General features: G+C 60.8%; 21 protein-coding genes. 4 read left to right on the forward strand and 17 right to left on the reverse strand.

The window, feature by feature from the left end; genetic code table 11:
- Nucleotides 1-46: 46 nt before the first annotated feature.
- The 6 genes from acpP to AOA60_RS28495 all read right to left on the reverse strand — a co-directional run bounded on the left by acpP (nucleotide 47) and on the right by AOA60_RS28495 (nucleotide 4,058).
- Nucleotides 47-283, reverse strand: a complete 237-nt coding sequence (gene acpP, locus AOA60_RS28470) for an acyl carrier protein (RefSeq protein ID WP_003175607.1) — start codon at nucleotides 281-283, stop codon at nucleotides 47-49.
- A gap of 191 nt (nucleotides 284-474) precedes the next feature.
- Nucleotides 475-1,218 (reverse strand): 3-oxoacyl-ACP reductase FabG, encoded by a 744-nt coding sequence (gene fabG, locus AOA60_RS28475; RefSeq protein WP_032886802.1) that lies wholly within the window; start codon nucleotides 1,216-1,218, stop codon nucleotides 475-477.
- A 33-nt stretch (nucleotides 1,219-1,251) separates the two neighbouring features.
- Nucleotides 1,252-2,190, reverse strand: coding sequence for an ACP S-malonyltransferase (fabD, locus tag AOA60_RS28480; RefSeq protein WP_099587172.1), 939 nt, complete (start codon nucleotides 2,188-2,190; stop codon nucleotides 1,252-1,254).
- A gap of 126 nt (nucleotides 2,191-2,316) precedes the next feature.
- Complete coding sequence (gene plsX, locus AOA60_RS28485; RefSeq protein WP_099587173.1) at nucleotides 2,317-3,327, reverse strand: phosphate acyltransferase PlsX; 1,011 nt, start codon at nucleotides 3,325-3,327, stop codon at nucleotides 2,317-2,319.
- A gap of 4 nt (nucleotides 3,328-3,331) precedes the next feature.
- A complete protein-coding gene (rpmF, locus tag AOA60_RS28490) occupies nucleotides 3,332-3,514 on the reverse strand; it encodes a 50S ribosomal protein L32 (RefSeq protein WP_008152339.1) in 183 nt (60 codons plus the stop codon).
- A gap of 13 nt (nucleotides 3,515-3,527) precedes the next feature.
- The gene (locus AOA60_RS28495; protein WP_032886799.1) at nucleotides 3,528-4,058 is read right to left on the reverse strand and encodes a YceD family protein; all 531 of its coding nucleotides are present in this window, start codon (nucleotides 4,056-4,058) and stop codon (nucleotides 3,528-3,530) included.
- Nucleotides 4,059-4,163: 105 nt separating this feature from the next.
- Between AOA60_RS28495 and AOA60_RS28500 the strand changes: the two genes are divergently transcribed.
- A complete protein-coding gene (locus AOA60_RS28500; protein ID WP_099587174.1) occupies nucleotides 4,164-4,742 on the forward strand; it encodes a nucleoside triphosphate pyrophosphatase in 579 nt (192 codons plus the stop codon).
- A 70-nt stretch (nucleotides 4,743-4,812) separates the two neighbouring features.
- Here the strand turns inward: AOA60_RS28500 and AOA60_RS28505 are convergent, their stop codons facing one another.
- The 3 genes from AOA60_RS28505 to rluC are packed head-to-tail and all read right to left on the reverse strand — an operon-like array spanning nucleotide 4,813 to nucleotide 7,426.
- Nucleotides 4,813-5,796 (reverse strand): S49 family peptidase, encoded by a 984-nt coding sequence (locus AOA60_RS28505; protein ID WP_099587175.1) that lies wholly within the window; start codon nucleotides 5,794-5,796, stop codon nucleotides 4,813-4,815.
- Nucleotides 5,797-5,817: 21 nt separating this feature from the next.
- On the reverse strand, nucleotides 5,818-6,480 hold the full coding sequence (locus tag AOA60_RS28510) for an HAD-IA family hydrolase (protein WP_099587176.1): 663 nt from the start codon (nucleotides 6,478-6,480) through the stop codon (nucleotides 5,818-5,820).
- Nucleotides 6,467-7,426 carry a 23S rRNA pseudouridine(955/2504/2580) synthase RluC gene (gene rluC, locus AOA60_RS28515; protein WP_071483181.1) on the reverse strand — a complete coding sequence of 320 codons (960 nt, stop codon included), beginning with the start codon at nucleotides 7,424-7,426 and terminating at the stop codon, nucleotides 6,467-6,469. The genes AOA60_RS28510 and rluC overlap by 14 nt, the downstream gene beginning before the upstream one ends.
- A 759-nt stretch (nucleotides 7,427-8,185) precedes the next feature.
- Here rluC and rne point away from each other — a divergent pair.
- The gene (gene rne, locus AOA60_RS28520; RefSeq protein ID WP_178075427.1) at nucleotides 8,186-11,335 is read left to right on the forward strand and encodes a ribonuclease E; all 3,150 of its coding nucleotides are present in this window, start codon (nucleotides 8,186-8,188) and stop codon (nucleotides 11,333-11,335) included.
- A 74-nt stretch (nucleotides 11,336-11,409) separates the two neighbouring features.
- On the opposite strand, the gene AOA60_RS28525 is transcribed toward rne, so the two are convergent.
- From AOA60_RS28525 to AOA60_RS28535, 3 genes are all read right to left on the reverse strand, one after another.
- Nucleotides 11,410-11,988: an NTP transferase domain-containing protein gene (locus AOA60_RS28525; protein WP_099587178.1), complete on the reverse strand. Its 579-nt coding sequence runs from the start codon at nucleotides 11,986-11,988 to the stop codon at nucleotides 11,410-11,412.
- A complete protein-coding gene (locus tag AOA60_RS28530; RefSeq protein WP_099587179.1) occupies nucleotides 11,985-12,971 on the reverse strand; it encodes an XdhC family protein in 987 nt (328 codons plus the stop codon). The genes AOA60_RS28525 and AOA60_RS28530 overlap by 4 nt, the downstream gene beginning before the upstream one ends.
- Before the next feature lie 145 nt (nucleotides 12,972-13,116).
- Nucleotides 13,117-14,448, reverse strand: coding sequence for a dicarboxylate/amino acid:cation symporter (locus AOA60_RS28535; RefSeq protein ID WP_099587180.1), 1,332 nt, complete (start codon nucleotides 14,446-14,448; stop codon nucleotides 13,117-13,119).
- Nucleotides 14,449-14,787: 339 nt separating this feature from the next.
- Here AOA60_RS28535 and AOA60_RS28540 point away from each other — a divergent pair, with 339 nt between their 5' ends.
- On the forward strand, nucleotides 14,788-15,786 hold the full coding sequence (locus AOA60_RS28540; RefSeq protein ID WP_099587181.1) for an AraC family transcriptional regulator: 999 nt from the start codon (nucleotides 14,788-14,790) through the stop codon (nucleotides 15,784-15,786).
- A gap of 152 nt (nucleotides 15,787-15,938) precedes the next feature.
- Here AOA60_RS28540 and AOA60_RS28545 read toward each other — a convergent pair whose 3' ends face one another.
- Genes AOA60_RS28545 through AOA60_RS28555 form a run of 3 tightly spaced genes read right to left on the reverse strand, consistent with a single transcriptional unit; the run spans nucleotide 15,939 to nucleotide 18,286 of the window.
- The gene (locus AOA60_RS28545) at nucleotides 15,939-17,285 is read right to left on the reverse strand and encodes an ATP-binding protein (RefSeq protein ID WP_099587182.1); all 1,347 of its coding nucleotides are present in this window, start codon (nucleotides 17,283-17,285) and stop codon (nucleotides 15,939-15,941) included.
- Nucleotides 17,282-17,959, reverse strand: a complete 678-nt coding sequence (locus AOA60_RS28550; RefSeq protein ID WP_017138377.1) for a response regulator — start codon at nucleotides 17,957-17,959, stop codon at nucleotides 17,282-17,284. The genes AOA60_RS28545 and AOA60_RS28550 overlap by 4 nt, the downstream gene beginning before the upstream one ends.
- An 18-nt stretch (nucleotides 17,960-17,977) precedes the next feature.
- Entirely contained in the window at nucleotides 17,978-18,286 is a 309-nt protein-coding gene (locus AOA60_RS28555; protein WP_099587183.1) for a hypothetical protein, read from the reverse strand.
- A 125-nt stretch (nucleotides 18,287-18,411) separates the two neighbouring features.
- Between AOA60_RS28555 and AOA60_RS28560 the strand changes: the two genes are divergently transcribed.
- Nucleotides 18,412-19,128 (forward strand): 4'-phosphopantetheinyl transferase, encoded by a 717-nt coding sequence (locus AOA60_RS28560; protein WP_099587184.1) that lies wholly within the window; start codon nucleotides 18,412-18,414, stop codon nucleotides 19,126-19,128.
- Nucleotides 19,129-19,164: 36 nt separating this feature from the next.
- Here AOA60_RS28560 and AOA60_RS28565 read toward each other — a convergent pair whose 3' ends face one another.
- Complete coding sequence (locus AOA60_RS28565; RefSeq protein WP_099587185.1) at nucleotides 19,165-20,775, reverse strand: ATP-binding protein; 1,611 nt, start codon at nucleotides 20,773-20,775, stop codon at nucleotides 19,165-19,167.
- Nucleotides 20,772-21,497, reverse strand: coding sequence for a response regulator (locus tag AOA60_RS28570; protein ID WP_099587186.1), 726 nt, complete (start codon nucleotides 21,495-21,497; stop codon nucleotides 20,772-20,774). Before AOA60_RS28570 ends, AOA60_RS28565 begins: the two co-directional genes overlap by 4 nt.
- Nucleotides 21,498-21,758 lie beyond the last annotated feature (261 nt).

Below are 21,758 nucleotides of genomic sequence, written 5' to 3' on the forward strand. Positions count from 1 at the left end.
TACAGCAGTGCGGTTTTCCCTAACAGCAAGCGACGACTACAAACTATTACGCCTGGTGGCTAGTAACGTAGTCGATAGCAGCTTGAACAGTAGTGATTTTTTCAGCTTCTTCGTCCGGGATCTCGGTCTCGAATTCCTCTTCCAGAGCCATCACCAGCTCAACGGTGTCAAGGGAATCGGCACCCAGGTCTTCGACGAAGGAAGCAGTGTTGACCACTTCTTCTTCTTTAACGCCCAGTTGCTCGGCAACGATTTTCTTGACGCGCTCTTCGATGGTGCTCATACCTTGTTTAACTCCTAATGGACAAATTCAGGCAGCTGGCCAGTGGGTAAGTGTATAGAAAGCCATTTCAGCTTTTCAACTGAAAGCTTCACGCTGTACCCGGTCGGCCACCTGCCTATAAATTAAGTTGCAGCTTTATAACGGATTTTAGACAGCTCGTATGACATTTTTTTGAAGCGATCCGTCACAATTTAACTCATGTACATCCCGCCGTTCACCGGGATTGTAGCCCCAGTCACGTATGCCGCACCGTCGGATGCCAGGAAAGTGACCACATTCGCGATCTCTTGAGCCTGGCCCAGACGGCCCAGCGGAATCTGCGTCAGCAAGCCTTCACGCTGTGCTTCCGGCAGTTCGCGGGTCATATCGGTGTCGATGAACCCTGGGGCTACCGAGTTGACCGTAATCGACCGCGAACCGACCTCACGCGCCAACGCACGGCTGAAACCTTCCAGACCAGCCTTGGCGGCTGCGTAGTTTACTTGGCCTGCGTTGCCCATGGCACCCACTACGGAGCCAATATTGATAATTCGGCCCCAACGCGCCTTGGTCATGCCGCGCAAAACACCCTTGGACAGGCGAAACAGACTGTTCAAGTTGGTATCGACCACGTCGTACCACTCGTCGTCTTTCATGCGCATCATCAGGTTATCGCGGGTGATACCGGCATTGTTCACCAGAATAGCCGGCGCACCGAACTGTGCAGTGATCTCGGCCAATACAGCCGCCACGGATTCATCGCTGGTTACGTTCAATTCAAGACCAGTGCCTTGCACGCCGTTTTCCTTCAGGGTTGCGGCGATACGCTCGGCGCCCGAAGCAGAAGTGGCGGTACCGATCACAACGGCGCCCTGACGGCCCAGCTCCAGGGCGATCGCCTGGCCAATGCCACGGCTCGCGCCGGTAACCAGTGCAACTTTACCTTGCAGACTCATGCAGGCTTCTCCTAATTCTTCAGGGTTCTGAGTTCAGGCCAGTGCCGCACGAGCGGCAGCGAAGGCATCCGGGGTATTCAGGTTGGCGGTCGACACGCCGTCAGCGCAACGCTTGTTCAGGCCGGCCAGGACTTTGCCCGGACCACACTCGACCAGCTCGGTCGCGCCGTTGGCGGCCAACGTCTGGACCGACTCAACCCAGCGTACCGGCTTGTAGAGCTGCTCCAGCAGGTCGCGCTTGAGGGTGTCGAGGTCGGCGGCGACGGCCGCGCTGACGTTCTGCACCAGCGGGATCTGCGGTGCCTGCCAGTTGATGGCTGCAATGGACTCAGCAAACCGCTCGGCCGCCGGGCGCATCAATTCGCAGTGGGACGGCACGCTCACCGGCAACGGCAGCGCGCGCTTGGCGCCACGGGCTTTGCAGCCTTCGATGGCACGCTCGACCGCCGCCTTGGCACCGGCAATCACCACCTGGCCAGGAGAGTTGAAATTCACCGCGCTGACGACTTCGCCCTGAGCCGCTTCGGCACAGGCTTCGATCACCACCGCGTCGTCCAGCCCCAGGATAGCGGCCATGCCGCCCTGCCCGGCCGGAACGGCTTCCTGCATCAGTTGACCACGGCGCTCGACCAGCTTGCCCGCTTCCGCGAGAGTCAGGCTGCCCGCCGCAACGAGGGCGCTGTATTCGCCCAGGCTGTGACCGGCGACGAATGCCGGGCGCGCGCCGCCTTCGGCCAACCACAAGCGCCACAGGGCGATCGAAGCGGTCAGGATGGCTGGCTGGGTTTTATCGGTTTGATTGAGCTGTTCTTCCGGCCCCTGCTGGGTCAGCGCCCACAGGTCGTAACCCAGGGCCTCGGAAGCTTCCTTGAAAGTATCCAGGATCAGCGGGTATTGCGCGCCCAGCTCGGCCAACATGCCGAGGGACTGCGAACCCTGCCCTGGAAAGACGAATGCGAGGGATGTAGACATGTAACAAGCCCCTAATGATCTGGTCGTCAAAAATGCGCGCACCGACTGTGGGAGCGCACGAAACTGACAGATTGGATGGTCAATTGAACTGGCCGGTCACATTTAAGCACTCCGGGGCCAATTCGCCTAAGGCAACAGATCCTCAAGACGTCCGTGCAAGCGTTGCGGCAGGTTCTCCTGGATTTCGATCAAGGCCCGCGCAATCGCACTTTGAAAACCTTCCACGCCGGCCGAACCGTGGCTTTTCACCACGATGCCCTGCAACCCGAGAAAACTCGCACCATTGTGCCGCGCCGGAGCCAGGTCAGCCTGCAGACGCCGCATCAACGGCAGCGCCAAGGCCCCTACGAGGCGCGATGCCAGGTTGCGCTTGAACAACGTCTCGATGCGCGTGGCGATCATGGTTGCCAGGCCTTCGCTGGATTTAAGCAGGATATTACCGACAAAACCGTCGCACACCACCACATCCGCCTCGCCACGGTACAAGCCGTCACCCTCGACAAAACCGATGTAATTCAAGCCCCGAGCGCCCTGCAATAGCGTGGCGGCAAGCTTGACCTGCTGATTGCCCTTGATGTCTTCGGTGCCGATGTTCAGCAAGGCCACGCGCGGTCGGGCCACACCCAGCGCCTCAGCGGCCACCGAGCCCATCACGGCAAACTGGAACAAGTGCTCGGCACTGCAATCCACGTTCGCGCCCAAGTCCAACAACTGGCAATAGCCTTTCTGCGTTGGAATCGCCGCAACCATCGCCGGCCGATCAATGCCGGGCAGCGTCTTGAGCACATGCCGCGACAATGCCATCAACGCTCCGGTATTACCGGCACTGACACAGGCCTGCACCTTGCCATCACGCAATAATTCCAAGGCCACGCGCATTGAAGAGTCAGGCTTGCCGCGCAGGGCCGTCGCCGGCTTGTCATCCATGCTGATGGTTTCGCTGGCCGGCGTAATTGTCAGGCGCGCGCGATCCACAACCGGATGGCTGGCAATCAATTCTTCAAGGAGTGAGGGTTGACCGACAAGGGTCAGGTGCAGCGAGGGCGTAGCAATCAGGCTGGCAATGCAGGCCTGAACAATGCTGCGGGGACCGAAGTCCCCGCCCATTGCGTCAATCGCGATGACTTGAGCAGACAAGTGATTACTCGTCAGCGCCCTTGTCGATCACTTTACGGCCACGGTATACGCCTTCTGGCGATACGTGGTGACGCAGGTGAATTTCACCAGTGGTTTTTTCTACAGACAGAGTGCTCGCCGTCAGGGCATCGTGCGAACGACGCATGTCACGGGCGGAACGGGATTTTTTGTTCTGCTGAACAGCCATAATTGATTAACTCCTAAACGTTTGGGTCACGCTTTAACTGCGCCAATACACTGAACGGGTTGGACCGCGTTACCTCGTCCTCGCTCGGTTCGGCCTCGTCATCGAGACCCTCCGGCTGCTGGCATTCTTCCGGATGATGAGCAGGCACAATGGGCAAGGCGAGCAGAAGCTCCTCCTCGATCAGTGCATGCAGATCCAATGGATCTTCGCCCAGTTCCAGCACGTCATAACCTTTCGGCAACGACTGGGTATTCGCACCCTCCTTCACCACAGCGTAACTGCATTCGCTGTGAATCGGCAGGGTGACCAGCTCAAGACAACGCTGGCAAACCATTTTGACCTCGGTGTCGATAAAGCTGTGTATTACCACAGATTTACGTTCATCTCGTTCAAAAACGAATTTGGCCTGCACCGTACCGACAGTGTCGGAAAGCGGGTCGCAGAGTCTCTCCAAATCGGCCAGCAGCAATTCACCTTGAAGGGAAGTGCCACGATCAGCCAATTTGCGCGGGTCAACGTGAGGTGGAATCGGGTCATTCAACATAGGCGCAGCATTATAGGGATGCACCCAGCCATGTCAAAGGAAATTCAGCCCTGTGCGTCAGCCGGTCGCCCCGCTAGAATCGGCGGCTGCCTTGAGGAGTCGTATATGTTGCCTTTATTGCTCGCTTCCAGCTCGGTTTACCGCCGGGAATTGCTCAGCCGACTGCAGCTGCCGTTCACCTGCAGTTCGCCGGATATCGACGAAAGCCACGGCGCAAATGAATCCGCCGTGGAGCTGGTCAAGCGCCTGGCAGAAGAGAAAGCGCGCGCCCTCGCCGCCAGTCACCCTGGCCACTTGATTATCGGCTCGGATCAAGTCGCTGCGCTGGACGGCCGCATCATCGGCAAGCCGCACACGTTCGAAAACGCCCGCGAGCAGTTACTGGCCGCCAGCGGCAAGCGCGTGAGCTTCCTGACTGGCCTGGCGCTGCTCAATGCCGAGACAGGCCGCTGCCAGGTCGACTGCGTACCTTTTACGGTGCACATGCGCGAGTTGGACGCTGAACGCATCGAGCGTTACCTGCGCATAGAGCAGCCCTATGACTGTGCAGGCAGCTTCAAGGCTGAAGGGTTGGGCGTGAGCCTGTTTCAAAGCACCGAAGGACCGGATGCGACGAGCCTGGTAGGCCTGCCACTGATCCGACTGGTAGACATGCTGCTGGCCGAAGGCGTACAGACCCCCTGAGAACGCCACAAAACCAAATGTGGGAAGGGACTTGCCCCCTCCCACATTTTGATCTGCATGTACCTGCGGCTCAGCGCAAGGTCGGGCCTTGGAAGCCCATATAGAAGGCCAGCTTCTCCGCCACGCTGGCACCGAGCTTCTTGGAGAAGCGATCAAACGGCGATTCCTCAACCGTGAAATCCACCAATTCCTTCTCGCCAATCACGTCCCGCGCCACCGAACTGGCACTGCCCAGACCATCGATCAAGCCCAGCGGCAACGCCTGCTCGCCGGACCACACCAACCCGGAGAACAGCTCCGGATGGTCTTTATCCTTCAAACGATCACCACGCCCCTGCTTCACGCTGGCAATGAACTGGCGATGAGTAGTATCGAGCACGCCTTGCCAGAATTGGGTTTCATCGGCCTTTTGCGGCTGGAACGGATCCAGGAACGACTTATGCTCGCCCGACGTGTAGGTGCGACGCTCAACGCCAAGCTTCTCCATGGCACCGACAAAGCCGTAACCGGCCGCCGTCACACCAATGGAACCCACCAGACTGGCCTTGTCGGCATAAATCTGGTCAGCAGCACTGGCAATGTAATAGGCACCCGAAGCACCCAGGTCGGAAATCACCGCGTACAGCTTGATATCCGGATGCAGGCCGCGCAGACGACGAATCTCGTCATACACATAACCCGACTGCACCGGACTGCCGCCAGGGCTGTTGATGCGCAGGATCACGCCTTTGACCTTGGGATCTTCGAAGGCAGCGCGCAGGCTGCCGACGATGTTATCGGCGCTGGCTGGCTCCTTGTCGGCAATCACGCCGCGCACTTCGATCAACGCGGTGTAGTTGGCGCCACGGGTTGCGCTTTTCTCCATATCCATCAGCGGACTGAACAGCGCCAGCATGAGCAACAGATACGTGAAGGTCAGCAGCTTGAAGAAGATCCCCCAGCGCCGTGCGCGACGCTGCTCCTGGACGCCAGCCAGGAGGGTTTTCTCCAGCAGCTTCCAGCTTTTATCGTCACTACTTCCAGCCTTTTCAGGCGCTTTCCACTCGTCACTCATACCATCAACCCCAGCAAAGACTTATTGGGCCCGACTCAGCCAGGCCTGCAATTCGGAAAAATGATCAATCGTCAGCCGGGGCTCGTATTGCTGCAAGGCCTCGGCAGCCTGGGCGCCATAGCTGACCGCCACGCTGTCCATGCCAGCGTTGCGCGCCATCATCAGGTCGAAGGAGGCATCGCCCACCATCAGCGCCTGACGCGGCGACACGCCGCAATGAGCCAGGATCTGCTCCAGCATCAGAGGGTGAGGTTTGCTGGCGGTTTCATCCGCTGCGCGGGTGATGTCGAAGTAATCTTCCCAGCCATGAGCCTTGAGCACCCGATCCAGCCCGCGCCGGGCCTTGCCGGTGGCGACAGCCAAGTGATAACCCTCGGCGCGAAACACCTCCAGCGATTGCACAACGCCCTCAAACAGCGGCGAAGGCTCAGCTTCCAGCGCAATGTAGTGATCAGCGTAATGTTCGCGAAAGGCGATCAGTTCAGCGTCACTGATTTCGGGGTACAGGGTACGGATCGCTTCAGGCAGGCCCAGACCAATAATGCCCTTGACCGCCGAGTCGCTGCACAGCGCAAAGCCTGAGCGGGTGGACGCCATGTGCATCGACTCGACAATGCGACCAATGGAGTTGGCCAGCGTCCCGTCCCAATCAAAAATCAGCAGCTTGTAGTCAAGGTGCGACACTCAAACGCTCCACGGTCTTGGCCCACATCTCGTCCACCGGCGCCTGCAATTTCAGTTCGCCACCATCCGGCAGCGGTACAGTCAGCATGTAGGCATGGAGAAACAGGCGCTTACCGCCCAAGTCCCGAATTTCCTTGGAAAAGTCTTCGTCGCCGTATTTGGTATCGCCAGCGATGCAGTGGCCCGCATGCAAGGTGTGCACACGAATCTGGTGGGTACGGCCAGTCACCGGCTTGGCCTCGACCATAGTGGCGAAGTCACCGAAGCGGCGCAGCACCTTGAACAGGGTCAGGGCTTCTTTGCCCTCCTCGTCCACTTCAACCATACGCTCGCCGGAACGCAGGTTGCTCTTCTGCAACGGTGCACGAACGCTTTTGATGGAGCTGGCCCAGTTGCCACGCACCAGCGCCATGTAGCGCTTGTCCACGCCATCACCACGCAGGGCGGTGTGCAGGTGGCGCAACATGCTGCGTTTTTTGGCGATCATCAACAGCCCGGAGGTGTCGCGGTCCAATCGGTGGACCAACTCCAACTCCTTGGCGTCAGGGCGCAACTGACGAAAGGCTTCGATCACCCCGAACGTCAGGCCGCTGCCACCATGGACCGCAATGCCGCAGGGCTTGTTGATCACGATGAGCTTGTTGTCTTCGAAGACAATCGACGCCTCAAGGCGTTGCAGCAGGCCCTGGGCCAGGGGCACAGGTTCGTCCCGCTCGGGCACGCGTACCGGCGGCACACGGACGATATCGCCCGCCTGCAGCTTGTACTCGGGCTTGATCCGACCCTTGTTCACGCGCACTTCGCCTTTACGCAAAATGCGGTAAATCAAGGTCTTGGGCACGCCTTTGAGCCTGGCCAGGAGAAAGTTGTCGATGCGTTGGCCGGCATATTCCGGCGAGACCTCAAGCAGCTGGACGCTGGGGGTCTGGGGGGCGGTAGTCGTCATGGCGGCGATGATAACAATTTTTTATGGAATTGAAGCACTTAATCATTGCTGCTATAGTCGCGAACGCCGCCAAAAGCGGCCTGGACAGAGGACTTGCGGCAAACTGCCGGCCCTGACCATCGCAATTCATCAGGACGCGAGGCCGTCCTACGGGGCTTTCGTCACCCTGGAAGGTTCGAGATTGTAACAAGCGCAGGTGACATGAGGCCTGAAGCGAGTGCAGAAAGCAGAGTGAATACTCGCGTTCTGCGCCGATATTTACGGCCAGTTCACAAAGTGCAGTCAGTCTTGTGCCAGACCACGGCGAATGCTTCGGAAACAACGCCTGTTAAGAGCTGAGTGTGAGCGCAGTCGCCCACATTCAGTCTTGTTTAGCCATGAGCGTGAACTCCCCATTGGAGAACACGGTAAATGCCAACCCGCTGCGGATTCTGCGCGCGGCAGCACCCGAATTATCAGGGATACGTGTAGGGTGGAGATGCACAACCGTCGGACCGTGTAGCACTAGGCTTATATTTAGACGCTTCATCTCGTCCACAGTCGCCGGTTGATTCCTCCTCCTGACCTTAGCTTTTGTTGAAGTGGTGCCTTTGTCACCACCGCTAACAAGCAGGACGCGTCCGTCGCGATACCGGCCCACATTGGCCGATTTTGCTGGACACTGGAGTGGCCAACCACTCTTGACGCACCTGACACCGACCGTGAGAAGTCGTGTGTGCCGAACGCCGTTTCCGGCAGCCCGGAAACCGACGGTACAACATGAAAAGAATGCTGATTAACGCAACTCAACCCGAAGAGTTGCGTGTTGCACTGGTAGATGGCCAGCGCCTCTACGACCTGGACATCGAATCCGGTGCACGCGAGCAGAAGAAGGCCAACATCTATAAAGGCCGTATTACTCGCATCGAACCAAGCCTTGAGGCTGCCTTTGTCGATTTCGGCTCCGAGCGCCACGGCTTCCTGCCCCTCAAAGAAATCTCCCGCGAATACTTCAAGAAAGCTCCTGAAGGCCGCGTGAACATCAAGGACGTCCTGAGCGAAGGCCAGGAAGTCATCGTCCAGGTCGAAAAAGAAGAACGTGGCAACAAGGGCGCAGCCCTGACCACCTTCATCTCCCTGGCCGGCCGTTACCTGGTGCTGATGCCGAACAACCCACGTGCCGGCGGTATCTCCCGTCGCATCGAAGGCGAAGAGCGCAACGAACTGCGTGAAGCGCTGAACGGCCTGATCGCGCCAGCCGACATGGGTCTGATCGTTCGTACTGCCGGCCTGGGCCGCAGCAGCGAAGAAATGCAGTGGGACCTCGACTACCTGCTGCAACTGTGGACCGCCATCAAAGAAGCGTCCCTGGATCGTTCCGCGCCGTTCCTGATCTACCAGGAAAGCAACGTGATCATCCGCGCCATCCGCGATTACCTGCGCCAGGACATCGGCGAAGTGCTGATCGACAGCGTTGAAGCTCAGGACGAAGCCCTGACCTTCATCCGCCAGGTGATGCCGCAGTACGCCAGCAAGATCAAGCTGTACGAAGACAGCGTTCCGCTGTTCAACCGTTTCCAGATCGAAAGCCAGATCGAGACCGCCTTCCAGCGCGTGGTCGAACTGCCTTCCGGCGGCTCCATCGTGATCGACCCGACCGAAGCCCTGGTGTCCATCGACATCAACTCGGCGCGTGCGACCAAAGGCAGCGACATCGAAGAAACCGCCCTGCAGACCAACCTGGAAGCGGCTGAAGAAATCGCCCGCCAACTGCGCCTGCGTGACATCGGCGGCCTGATCGTGATCGACTTCATCGACATGACCCCTGCCAAGAACCAGCGCGCCGTGGAAGAGAAAGTCCGCGAATGCCTGGAAGCTGACCGTGCCCGCGTACAGGTCGGCCGCATCTCGCGCTTCGGCCTGCTGGAGATGTCCCGTCAGCGCCTGCGCCCATCCCTGGGCGAAAGCAGCGGCATCGTCTGCCCGCGTTGCAACGGCACCGGCATCATCCGTGACGTTGAATCGCTGTCCCTGGCGATCCTGCGCCTGATCGAAGAAGAAGCCCTGAAAGACCGCACCGCCGAAGTCCGCGCCCAAGTGCCGATTCCGGTTGCCGCCTTCCTGCTCAACGAAAAACGCAACTCGATCACCAAGATCGAACTGCGCACCCGTGCTCGTATCGTGATCCTGCCGAACGATCATCTCGAAACGCCGCACTTCGAAGTACAGCGCCTGCGTGACGACAGCCCGGAAGCCCACAGCGGCCAGTCCAGCTATGAAATCGCCGCTGCCGCCGCCGAAGTGGAAGAAGTCCAGCCGGCCGCCGCGACCCGCACCCTGGTTCGCCAGGAAGCTGCCGTGAAAACCGCGCCAGCCCGTGCCAACGCACCGGTCCCGGTTGAAGCTGCCGCCCCGGTTGCCGCGCCAGCCGCCCTGCCTGAGCCAAGCCTGTTCAAAGGCCTGGTGAAGTCGCTGGTCAGCCTGTTCGCCACCAAGGAAGAGCCTGCGGCTCCGGTTGTGGTTGAAAAACCAGCTTCCGAGCGCCCTGCACGTAACGAAGAGCGTCGCAACGGCCGTCAGCAAAGCCGTAACCGCAACGGTCGCCGTGACGAAGAGCGCAAGCCTCGCGAAGAACGTGCACCGCGTGAAGAACGCGCGCCACGTGAAGAGCGCGCACCTCGCGAAGCCCGTGAAGAAACCCCGGCCGTAGCCCGTGAAGAACGTGCACCGCGTGAAGAGCGCGCACCACGTACCCCACGTGCTCCGCGTGAAGATCGCAAACCGCGTGGCGAGCGTGAAGAACGCGTGCGTGAACTGCGTGAGCCACTGGACGCTGCACCTGCCGTTGCCGCCGCCGCTGCAACCACCGAAGAGCGTCCGGCCCGCCAGCCGCGTGAAGAGCGCGCCCCCCGTGAAGAGCGCCAGCCGCGCCCACCGCGTGAGGAGCGTCAACCACGCGCCGAGCAAGCTGCTGCTGCCAGTGACGAAGAAGAAGTACTGACCGGCGAAGAGCAACTGCAGGAAGACGGCCAGGACAACGCCGAAGGCGATCGTCCACGCCGCCGCTCCCGTGGCCAGCGTCGTCGCAGCAACCGTCGTGAGCGTCAGCGTGATGCCAACGGCAATGTAATCGAAGGCTCGGAAGAGACCGGCGAGAACGCTGAAGGCGCGACCCACGAAGCCAACGAACCAACAGGTGCCGAACTGGCTGCCGGCTTGGCCGTTACCGCTGCCGTTGCCAGCTCGGTCATCAGCGCACCTGCTGAAGCCCAGGCTCACGAGCAAGCTGAACGCGCTACTGCCGCAGTTGAAACGCCTGCTGTAGAAGAAGCACCCGTTGCCGAGGCCCCAGTGGTTGAAGCTCCAGTTGTTGAAGCCCCTGCTGTCGAAGCCACCACCCCGATCGAAGCCCCAGTGGTTCCGGAAGTGGAAGTGGAAGTAGCACCGGTTCGCGACGCACAGCCAGAAACCGAAGTGGTTGCCGTTGAACCTGCACCGGCTGCTGAGCCTCAACCAGTGGTTGAAGCCGTAGCAGAAGCTCCGGTTCAAGCCCCGGCTGCCGAAGAAGCTGCCCCGGCGGTGCGTGAAGTTCGCGAAGAACAGACCGCCTTCCAGTGGACTGCCGAACCTGCCGCCCCGGTTGAAGCACCTGCTCCAGCACCTGTTGTAGAAGAAGCGCCAGCGCCGGTTGTCGAAGCCGTGGTTGTCGAGCCAGCCCCAGTCGTTGAGGCCGCGCCAGTGGTTGAGGCCGCGCCAGTGGTTGAAGCGCCAGTGGTTGCCGAAGTCGCCGCCCCGGTGGTTGAAGCCGCACCGGCCAGCGCCCTGACCGAAAACGGCCGTGCGCCGAACGACCCACGTGAAGTGCGTCGCCGTCGCAAGGAAGCTGAGGCCGCCGCTGCGGCAGCTCAGGAAACAGAAGCACGAGACTAATCCCTCGTCTGATTCCAGTAGCTACTAAAAAGCCCCGCCTGAGTGATCAGGCGGGGCTTTTTTTATCTGCCGATTTATCGGTATTGCAACTTCGCGGGCAGGTCCACATCCCACAACACGCCTGGATCCTCCACCTGCACCTCCTGCAACGCTGCCTGGTCAAACAACAGCTTGGCGCCGCGATCACCGGTCAGCGCCATCAGGTGCGGCCCGAACGCCCGGCCAAACGCGACGGGATGCCCATACTGCCCCACCTGCACCGGCACACTAATACGCTCTGCCGACACCGCGCCAATCACCTGCTCAATACTCGCTGGCTGGATAAACGGCATATCGCCCAAGACCACCAGCCAACTCTCGGCTGATGCACTGGCCGCAACCGCAGCCGCGATGCTGTCGCCCATCCCCGCCGATTGCAACAGCAAGACCTGACAGCCATAAGCCTCGGCCAAGCGGATAACCTCCACACGCCCCGGCGAGGTCACCACCCAGCGATCCACTACACGCGCCGGCAAATTCATCAGCACCTGCTCGATCATTGGCCGCGTCACGCCGTCCAGGCCGATACATTGTGCCAAGAGTTTGTCCTGACCCGTCTCGGCACGGAACCGGCTGCCCTGCCCCGCCGCCAGCACAATCGCCGTCACGGTCACTCAGCCACCGCCGGCAACGGTTTTTTCTGCATCGGCGCCACGCCGTTCTTGATCGCGACAATTTCCGCCAGCAGCGACAGCGCAATTTCCGCCGGCGTGTGACTGCCGATATGCAAGCCAATCGGCCCATGCAAACGGGCAATCGCCTCTGCCGACAGACGCAGCGCGGCGAGGTTTTCGCGGCGCTTCTGGGTATTGACCCGTGAACCTAGCGCGCCGATATAGAAGGCACTGGAATTCAACGCCGTCAGCAACGCCATATCGTCCAGGCGCGGGTCGTGGGTGAGGCAGACAATGGCCGTGCGTTCGTCGGTCTGGATATTCAGCACCGCTTCATCGGGCATGCCCGGCACAAAGCGGCCATGTTGCTCTTCCCAGCCGTACACGAACTCTTCGCGTGGGTCGCAGATCAGCACTTCGAAATCCAGCAGGCGCGCCATTTCTGCCACATAGCGCGACAGCTGCCCGGCGCCAATCAGCAGCAGGCGCCAGCGTGGGCCGTAGATGGCGCGCAGGCGTTCGCCGTCGAACGTGACCACATCGGTCTTGCTCGCGCCGCTGAGTGTCACTTCGCCAGTTGCCAGATCAAGCTCCCGCGCAACAATCTGATGATCCTCGCAGCGCGCCAGCAACTGCGCGACCCAGCCCCAGTCGTCCACCCGTTCTTCGGTCAGGCGCAGCGTACCGCCACAGGGCAAGCCAAAACGCGCCGCCTCATCGCGGGTGACACCGTAGGTCACCAACTGCACCGGCGGGCCGTCATCGGGCAAGCGGCCGTCCTGCAGCCGGGCGATCAAATCATCCTCGATGCAACCGCCGGAGACCGAGCCAATCACCACCCCATCTCCCCTCAGGGCCAGCATCGCCCCCGGTGGACGCGGTGCACTGCCCCAGGTCTGGACCACGCTGTACAACACCACTCGCTGCCCGGCGCGGCGCCACTCGAGCACGCTGCGCAGGACATTCAAATCCACACTGTCCATTCAGTCTCCCGCCAGCGTTGTTGATGAAGTATTCATTTACTGTAAAGCAAACCGATTCAAAAGTGGCCGGGCAGAAACGCAAACGCCCCGAACCAGTCGGGGCGTTTGCGGATAGCTGTTGGCGTGGATTCACGCCATCAGCGGCTTACTTGACGACAGGTGCCGGGCCTTCGGCCACGCCCAGGTCATCGATTTCGCGGGTTTCCGAGATACCGGTACCGCCGGACGCCAGCTCGCTTTGCAGCTTGTCGGTGTCCAGTTCCTTGACCCACTTGGCCACAACGATAGTGGCAACAGCGTTACCGACCAGGTTGGTCAGTGCGCGGGCTTCGGACATGAAGCGGTCGATACCCAGGATCAGCGCCAGGCCGGCAACCGGGAGGTGGCCTACGGCCGACAGGGTTGCAGCCAGTACGATGAAGCCCGAACCGGTCACGCCAGCTGCGCCTTTGGAGGACAGCAGCAGCACCAGCAGCAGGGTGATCTGGTGGGTGATGTCCATGTGGGTGTCAGTCGCCTGGGCGATGAACACGGCAGCCATGGTCAGGTAGATCGAAGTACCGTCGAGGTTGAAGGAGTAGCCAGTCGGGATGACCAGGCCCACTACGGATTTCTTCGCACCCAGACGCTCCATCTTGATCAGCATGCGTGGCAGCGCGGATTCCGAGGAGGAAGTACCCAGCACGATCAGCAGCTCTTCACGGATGTAGCGGATCAACTTGATCACGCTGAAACCGTGAGCGCGGCAGATACCACCCAGCACCACCAGCACGAACAGCAGGCACGTGATGTAGAAGCAGATCATCAGTTGGCCCAACTGCACCAGGGAACCTACGCCGTAGGCACCGATGGTGAACGCCATGGCGCCCAGGGCACCGATTGGCGCGAGCTTCATGATCATGTTGATGATGTTGAACATCACGTGGGCGAAGCGATCGATGAAGTCCAGCACCGGCTTGCCGTAGGCACCCAGGCGATGCAGGGCGAAACCGAAGATCACCGAGAACATCAGCACTTGCAGGATATCGCCGTTGGCGAAGGCGCCGACGATGGTGTTCGGAATGACGTTGAGGATAAAGCCGACGATGCTCTGGTCTTTACCGGCGGTCACGTAGGCCGCGACTTTGGAAGCGTCCAGGGTCGCGACGTCGATGTGCATGCCGGCGCCCGGTTGCACAACGTTCACCACGATCAGGCCGATCAGCAGGGCAACGGTGGAAACAATTTCGAAGTACAGCAGCGCGTAGCCGCCGGTTTTGCCGACCGATTTCATGCTTTGCATGCCAGCGATGCCGCTGACAACGGTGCAGAAGATGATCGGGGCGATGACCATTTTGATCAGTTTGATAAACCCGTCACCCAGCGGCTTGAGGGCCACACCGGTCTGCGGGTAGAAGTGACCGAGCAAAATACCGATAACGATTGCAACGATCACCTGGAAATACAGGGATTTGTAGATTGGCTGACGAGTCGTCATTGCAAAATTCCTCAATCGTCCCGTGTGGCAAATATCCGCCATTGCCCACGACACTTGAATTGCGAACCCTCCTGCACTGGAGGGATTTGTTGTTTGCGAAGCCTGTAGGTTCAGGCCTGCGCTGTAATCCTTATCGCAAACGTCGTGCCACTTTGCCGAAAAACGCCAAACGCCTTCAGGCATAAGGGCTGAGGGTTTTCAGGCGCCCTCCCAAGCGCCAGATCTGTTGGCGAGTTTCCGCCACTGTGCCCAATCGCGTCCTACAATTTGGCGGATATCCGCCTTGTCGCCCTGCCGGGTGCTGACTACCATCCGCCATTCCATGGACGAGGGCCCCGCATGCGTGAACGCACCATCGCCAGTCACTACGCCCGGGCCGCCCTCGGCGGTGCGCGTCGGGCCGGTTACGATTATTCGGCCCTGCTGCAACAACTGGGCATCACCCCAGAGCTGCTGACTGAACCTCGCGCCCGAATGGCGCCGGAGCAATTTACCCGGCTGTTGCAAATGCTCTGGTTGGCATTGGACGACGAGTACCTGGGTTTTGCCGACGGCCCAAGCAAACGTGGCACCTTCGCCATGATGTGCCATGCGTTGATCCACTGCCGCACCCTGGAGAAGGCTCTGGAACGCGGCTTATTATTTTATAGCCTATTCCCGCAAGGCCCGCGCTGGCAGCTGACGCGGGAAGGCGAAATGGCCCGACTGAGCCTGGATGACTCACAACTCTGGGACCCGGATCACTTCCTCAGCGAATGCCTGCTGGTGATCTGGCATCGCCTGGGCAGTTGGCTGATCGGCCAGCGTATTCGCTTGCACCAGGCCACGTTCAGTTACCCGATGCCTGCCCACGCCGGGGAATATGACCTGCTGTTTCCCTGCACCCAAGTGTTTGGCGCACCGAGCAGCAGCCTGGTATTTCCCGCCCGCTACCTGAGCCTGCCGCTGTTACAGGACGAGCGCACCCTCAAGCACTTTCTGGAGCGCTCCCCCGCCGACCTGCTGTCACGCCCGGACGAAGGCGACAGCTTGAGCAGCCAGTTGCGTCGCTTGCTGAGCCGCGACCGCACGCCCTGGCCAGACCTGGAAGCCGTTGCGCAGCACCTGCACATCAGCCCGCAAACCCTGCGTCGGCATTTGCGTGAAGAAGGCACCAGCTTTCAGGCGCTCAAGGATGAGTTGCGACGGGACATCGCCATCTACCATCTGGGACGGGCGGATTTGTCGTTGCAGGAGATTGCCGAGCAGTTGGGGTTTTCCGAGCCGTCGGCGTTTCATCGGGCGTTCAAGAAGTGGACGGGGCTGACGCCGGGGGCCTATCGCGCGCAGGAGAGTTAGGGGTGTGTTGTGTGTGAGGGCCTCATGGGGGCAAGCCCCCTCCCACATTTTGAATTTATTCACACATCAAACTTTGTGAACACAGTCAAAGGTGGGAGGGGCGGTGCGACGATTCGACTTGCCCCCGATAGAGCCAGCCCAGACACTGCAGATTACACCGCCGGAAAATGAATCTTGAACGCCGCCCCACCCAACGGCGAATCCCCCAAGGTCAGCCGCGCGCCGTAGCTTTCGATGATGTCCTTGACCACCGCCAACCCAATCCCCTGCCCCGGATGCTGGCGGTCCAGCCGCTCGCCCCGTTGCAGAATCCGCGCGCGCTGGTCGGGCGGCACGCCTGGCCCATCATCTTCGATGCACAACTCGATGCCTTCGAGATTCTCCGTCAGGCTGACGCGCACTTCGCTCAGGCACAGTCGATAGGCGTTTTCCAGCAGGTTGCCGAGCAATTCGAGCAGGGCGCCCTTCTCGATCGGCACGTCGCAGGCGTGCGGCAACTCAAAGGACACCCTGACGTCCTTGTCGCGATAGACCTTGCCCAGCGTATCGCACAGGCTTTGCAGCACCGGTTCCAGGCGCACCTGATGGCGTACCAGGCCGCTTTTGCGCAGGCTGGCGCGCTGCAACTGGTAGCTGATCTGCTGGCTCATACGCTCGATCTGAGATTGCAGCACCCAAGCCTGGTCGCGGTCTTCGGGGCGCTTGGCCATGTCTTCGCTCACGCCTTGCAACACCGCGAGCGGCGTTTTCAAGCTGTGGGCCAGGTCATCAAGGGAATCGCGGTACCGCGCCCGTTGTTCACGCTCGCTGTGCAGCAAGCGGTTAAGGGAACCGGTGAGGCGCAGCAGTTCGCGCGGGTGTTGTTCGGACAGGCTTTCGCGGGTGCCGCCTTCGATCTGGTCAAGCTCTTGGCTCAAGCGCCGCAGGGCTTGCAAACCCCAGGTCAGGCCCAGCCACAACAATGTGAGCAGCACCAGCAAGGCGGCACCGAAGCCCAGGTAGAGGTTTTCGCGCAGGCCTTCGAGGGTCAACTGATATTCACGCACCGGTTGCAGGGCAACGATACTGAACGCCGCGCTCTTGCCGCCGAGCAGTTTGACTTCCACGTCGTAGACGAAGAACTCCTGGCCGTCCGCCTCGCGAATCCGCGCAAACTCATTGCCGCGTCCGTCATAGCGCGGCTTGTAATTGATGTTTTCTTCCCGAGTCGCCCGCGAGCGCCACACCAGGTGGCCTTCGCGGTCGTAGATATAGCCGAGCAAGCGGCTGTCGGTGAGGTTGAAACGTTCGTCCGGCAACTGCGCCGGCATCATCAGACGATTATTTTCGACCCGCGCGGCGGAGATCAGCGTCGTCACGTCCGACGCCAGGCGCTGCTCGATGGAATCCTGCAACGCCAGGCTGAATGCGCCCTGCATGGCCGGTAGCAGGCCGAGCATAAACAACACGGCCAAAGTCGCGGCCGCCAGCATCAAGCGCACGCGTAACGAGCGGATCAACGGCAGCGCTCATTGAACAGGTAGCCCAGGCCACGCACGGTGTCGATCGGCTTGAACCCGGCCGGGCCTTCCAGCTTGCGGCGCAGGCGACCGACCAAGACTTCAATGACGTTTGGATCGCGCTCGTCGTCATCCGGGTAGAGCTGTTCCATCAAGCGATCTTTGGCGACGACTTGCTGGTGATGGCGCATCAAGTATTCAAGGATGCGGTATTCGTAGGCAGTCAGCGCCAGCGGCTGTTCGTCGAGGGACGCTTGCTTGCGGTTGAGGTCCAGCAGCAAGGGCCCGGCAACGATGGTCGACTGGGTGAACCCGCTGGAGCGACGCAGCAAGGCGTTCATGCGCGCCTCCAGCTCTTCGAACTGAAACGGTTTGACCACGTAGTCGTCGGCGCCGGCGGCCAGGCCTTCGACCTTGTCCTGCCAGTTGCCGCGCGCGGTGAGGATCAGGATCGGAAACGTCTTGGCCTGGCTGCGCAGTTGGCGGATCAGGTCCAGGCCGCCCATGCCGGGCAAGCCGAGGTCGATGATCGCCAGGTCATGGTTGAATTGACCGGTCTGGTACAGCGCCTCTTCGGCATTGGCCACAGCCTCGACCACGTGGCCGCTGTCGGTCAGGCGGGTAAACAGGTGATGACGCAGCAGCGCCTCATCTTCCACCACCAGCAATTTCATAAGGCTCTCCAAAGCAAATCAACTGTCCGACAGGGGGACATCATAGCGGCCCTGCAGGTCTTGCGGGCGCAGTTTAATGCCATTGAACCGGCCGCTCAGGTGCGCATAACCGGTGCGGTACGCCGGCTGTGGTGCAGTAACGCCCAGTGACTGGCCCCAAGGCGCAGGCTGACTGCTCGCGTCATCAAAGCTGACGCGTTGAATCAAGGTGCTGGTTTTCTTGGTTTTCTCGCGACCGAATGCGGCAAAGTCACCATCAGAGGCCTGGACCCCGGCGGTGGCACTGAGCATGGTCAACGCCAACATCAGCTTTTTGATCGCAGTCATGGTGTTACCTCATACGCGTTTGGCTGTTGGAACCAGCCTACGCAAACGCCCCTGAACTCCCCCTGAACAGGCGGCACACCGCTGCGGGCTATCCTCTGGCGCGTCAACTCGGCAAACTACCGCCCATGAACCTTCTACCTGCTTGCTGCACCCCACTCAACGACCACTGGCCGCTGCCCGAACCTTTACCGGGCACGGTGTTTATCGGCACCCGCTTCGACCCGGCGTTGTTGGCGGCGGGTGATTTCCAGCACTGCGCCGTGCCGCCACCGGCGAGCATCCAGCGCTCGGTGGCCAAGCGCCAAGCCGAGTTCCTGGCCGGTCGCCTGTGCGCCCGCGCAGCCTTGCAACAGCTTGACCAACTTGAATGCGTCCCGGCCATCGGCGAAGACCGTGCACCGGTCTGGCCTGGGCACATCAGTGGCTCCATCACCCACAGCACCGGGCATGCTGCGGCGGTTGTCGGGTACAAGGCGCAATGGCGCGGGCTGGGAATGGACCTGGAAAATGTACTGACGCTGGAACGGGCGGAGCGGCTGGCCGGGGAAATTCTGACGACTGATGAGCTGCAACGGATGGCCAACGTGCCGCGAGAGCAGATTGCGTTGCTGGTGACGCTGACGTTTTCGGTCAAGGAAAGCCTGTTCAAGGCGCTCTACCCGATTGTGCAGAAGCGCTTCTATTTTGAGCATGCCGAGGTGGTTGAATGGACCGAGGCCGGCCATGTGCGCTTGCGGCTGCTGACTGACCTGTCCAGCGAGTGGTGCCACGGCAAGGAGCTGACTGGGCAGTTTGCGGTGGATGACGGGCAGTTGTTGAGCCTGGTGGCCGTTGGTGCCTGATTGATCGCTATCGGGGGCAAGCCCCCGATGAGGATGTCAGGTTTTGTCCTGATCCCTCGGCCAACTCAGGCTGAAGCACGCCCCGCCCAGATTGTTGCTCTTGCTGATCAGCGCCCGCCCGCCGTGCCAATAGATGATCCGCCGCACAATCGACAAGCCCAGGCCATGGCCGCCGGAAGCGCGGGTGCGGCTGTCGTCCAGTCGCAGGAACGGCGTAAAGATACGCTCCCATGCGCTTTCCGGCACACCAGGGCCGTCGTCCTCCACATCGATGCGACAGCGCACCTGCCCCACCTGATAACTGATCAGCACCTGGCCCTTGGCATGGCGCATTGCGTTGCTCACCAGGTTTTGCAGGGCGCGGTGCAAATAGCGGGGCTCGGCGTCGACCCAGGCGTCGTCCCAATGGGCCGATGACAAGCAGATTCCCCGCGCCACCGCCACCTGCGCACGCAGTGGCGATAATTCGCCAATCACCTGATCCAGCAACGCACTCAGGTCGACCCGCTGAAAAGTCAGCTGCGGCGCGCCCTGTTCGAGCCGTGCGTAGGTGAGCATTTCATCCACCAGTCCATCGAGGTCCTGGATATCGCCGTCCATGCCTTCCAGGTACTTGCGCCGGGCCTCGGGGGTGGCAGCATCGCCGATCATCTCCAGGCCGAAGCGCAGGCGCGCCACCGGTGTGCGCAGTTCGTGGGACACCGCACGCACGAGCTCGCGCTGGATCGCCAGCAATTGCTGCAAGTGCTCGGCCATGCCATTGAAGGCGGCGGCGAGGCGGCCCACCGAGTCCGCGCCCCGAGCGGGCACGCGCACTTCCAGATTGCCCTTGGCGATGCGTGTCGCCGCGGCTTCCAGGCCACGGAGCCGGCGCTCAAGCTGGCGTACCAATAAATAGACGATGAGGCCGATCAGGGTCAGGCCGATCAAGGCGATAAGGACCAGCCATTGCACCGGATACGGGTTCATTTGATACAGCGGTCCAAGTTCCAGTACCCAGGGCGTGCCAACGATGCCGGAGAACACGCGGATCGAGTCGCCGCCCTTGCCCAGGGCCATCACCGTGTCACCCTCCGACACACGACGGCGCTGGTCGTCGTCCATGTCGGCCTGATCGAGGGTCATCAGGTGCATTTCAAAGCCAAAGCCCTTGGCTTGCTTTATATCCGCCAACCGTTGCGGCTGCTCGGCCACGGGGAAGCGCACCAATTCGTCGGCCAGCAGGTAAATAGTCGCACGGGCCAGTTGTTCGCTGATCTGCTGCACCTCACCCGTCAGCACCCATTGCTCTTTATCGCTGACCAGGCGCAGCACCCGGGCGGCATGGGGCCCAGTCTGCTCGACCAGTACCTGGCCGCGTTGCAGGCGGTTGCGCTGGCTGAGGTCCAACTGTGCGTCGGTGAGGCTGCGCAGCTCCAGGGGGATGCCCAGCAAACGCTCCCACACTGCCAGGGCGCGTTGGCGTTCGATGGCGCTCATGGGCTGCAGGTTGTCGCCCATCAGGGCGAAGGTGCCGTGGGCCAGGCGCTCGCGGTACTGACCGCTGCGCACCTCGTTAAGCAGGTGCAGGGCCAGCACGCCCAGCAGCGCCACCAGGATCAGCGCCGCGCACATGCCGCCATAGATGCGCAGGAAGATCGAGTTCACAGCGGCACGTCGGCGCAGGCTTCGGGGACGAACAGGTAGCCTTTGCTGCGAATGGTCTTGATCAGGCGCGGATGGATCGGATCGTCGCCGATTTTCGGGCGGATGCGTGAGATGCGCACATCAATGGAGCGGTCTTGGCCGTCATAGCCGATGCCGCGCAGGGCGATAAAGATTTCTTCGCGGGACAAGATGCGTCCGGCATTCGCCACCAGCAGCCACAGCAGGTCGAATTCGGCGCTGGTCAGTTCGATACTGCCGTCGTGCAGCCAGGCTTCGCGCAGGGCGTTGTCTACTACCAATGGGCCGAATTGCAGGCGCCGCTGGTTTTCCACAGTGGCGGGTTCGGCCGGCTCGCTGCGCCGCAACAGCGCCTGGATGCGCGCCAGCAACAGGCGCGGGCGCACGGGCTTGCACACGTAGTCATCGGCGCCCATGTCCAGGCCCAGCACTTGGTCCATGTCGTCGGTGCGGGCGGTGAGCATCAGGATCACCCCATCGTAGCGCTCGCGTACCTTGCGGCAGATGCTCAGGCCATCTTCGCCGGGCAACATCAGGTCGAGGATCACCAGGTCGGGTTGCTCGGCGATGATCCGCGCGGCGGCCAGGGCTCCGTCGCCTTCGACCGCCACGCGCAGGCCGTTGCTTTCCAGATACTCACGGGTCAGTTCAGCCAATCGCTCGTCATCCTCGACGATCAGGATTTGCCAGGCTTCTTGATCCATGCGCTACCTCGATTCTAATTATTGTCATGTACGGGAAGCACACTACTGCCTCTATTGAAGGTCGATTGTAGCCATGCCCCAACCCTCAAACACAAGCCGGTAAATCCATTCGGTGATCGCGTTTTTTTGTGATAGGGTTCGCGCCCTCAAAAATCCAACCGGCTGTTTTTAACTTGGAATATTCAGTGACAAACGGCCGAATCCAGCAGCACTGCGGCCTACACGGGTGTTCTACGTTTCATACACATTTTACCCACAGCG

It is taken from the genome of Pseudomonas sp. 2822-17 (genome assembly GCF_002742485.1).
GTDB classification, from domain to species: Bacteria; Pseudomonadota; Gammaproteobacteria; order Pseudomonadales; family Pseudomonadaceae; genus Aquipseudomonas; species Aquipseudomonas cyclaminis.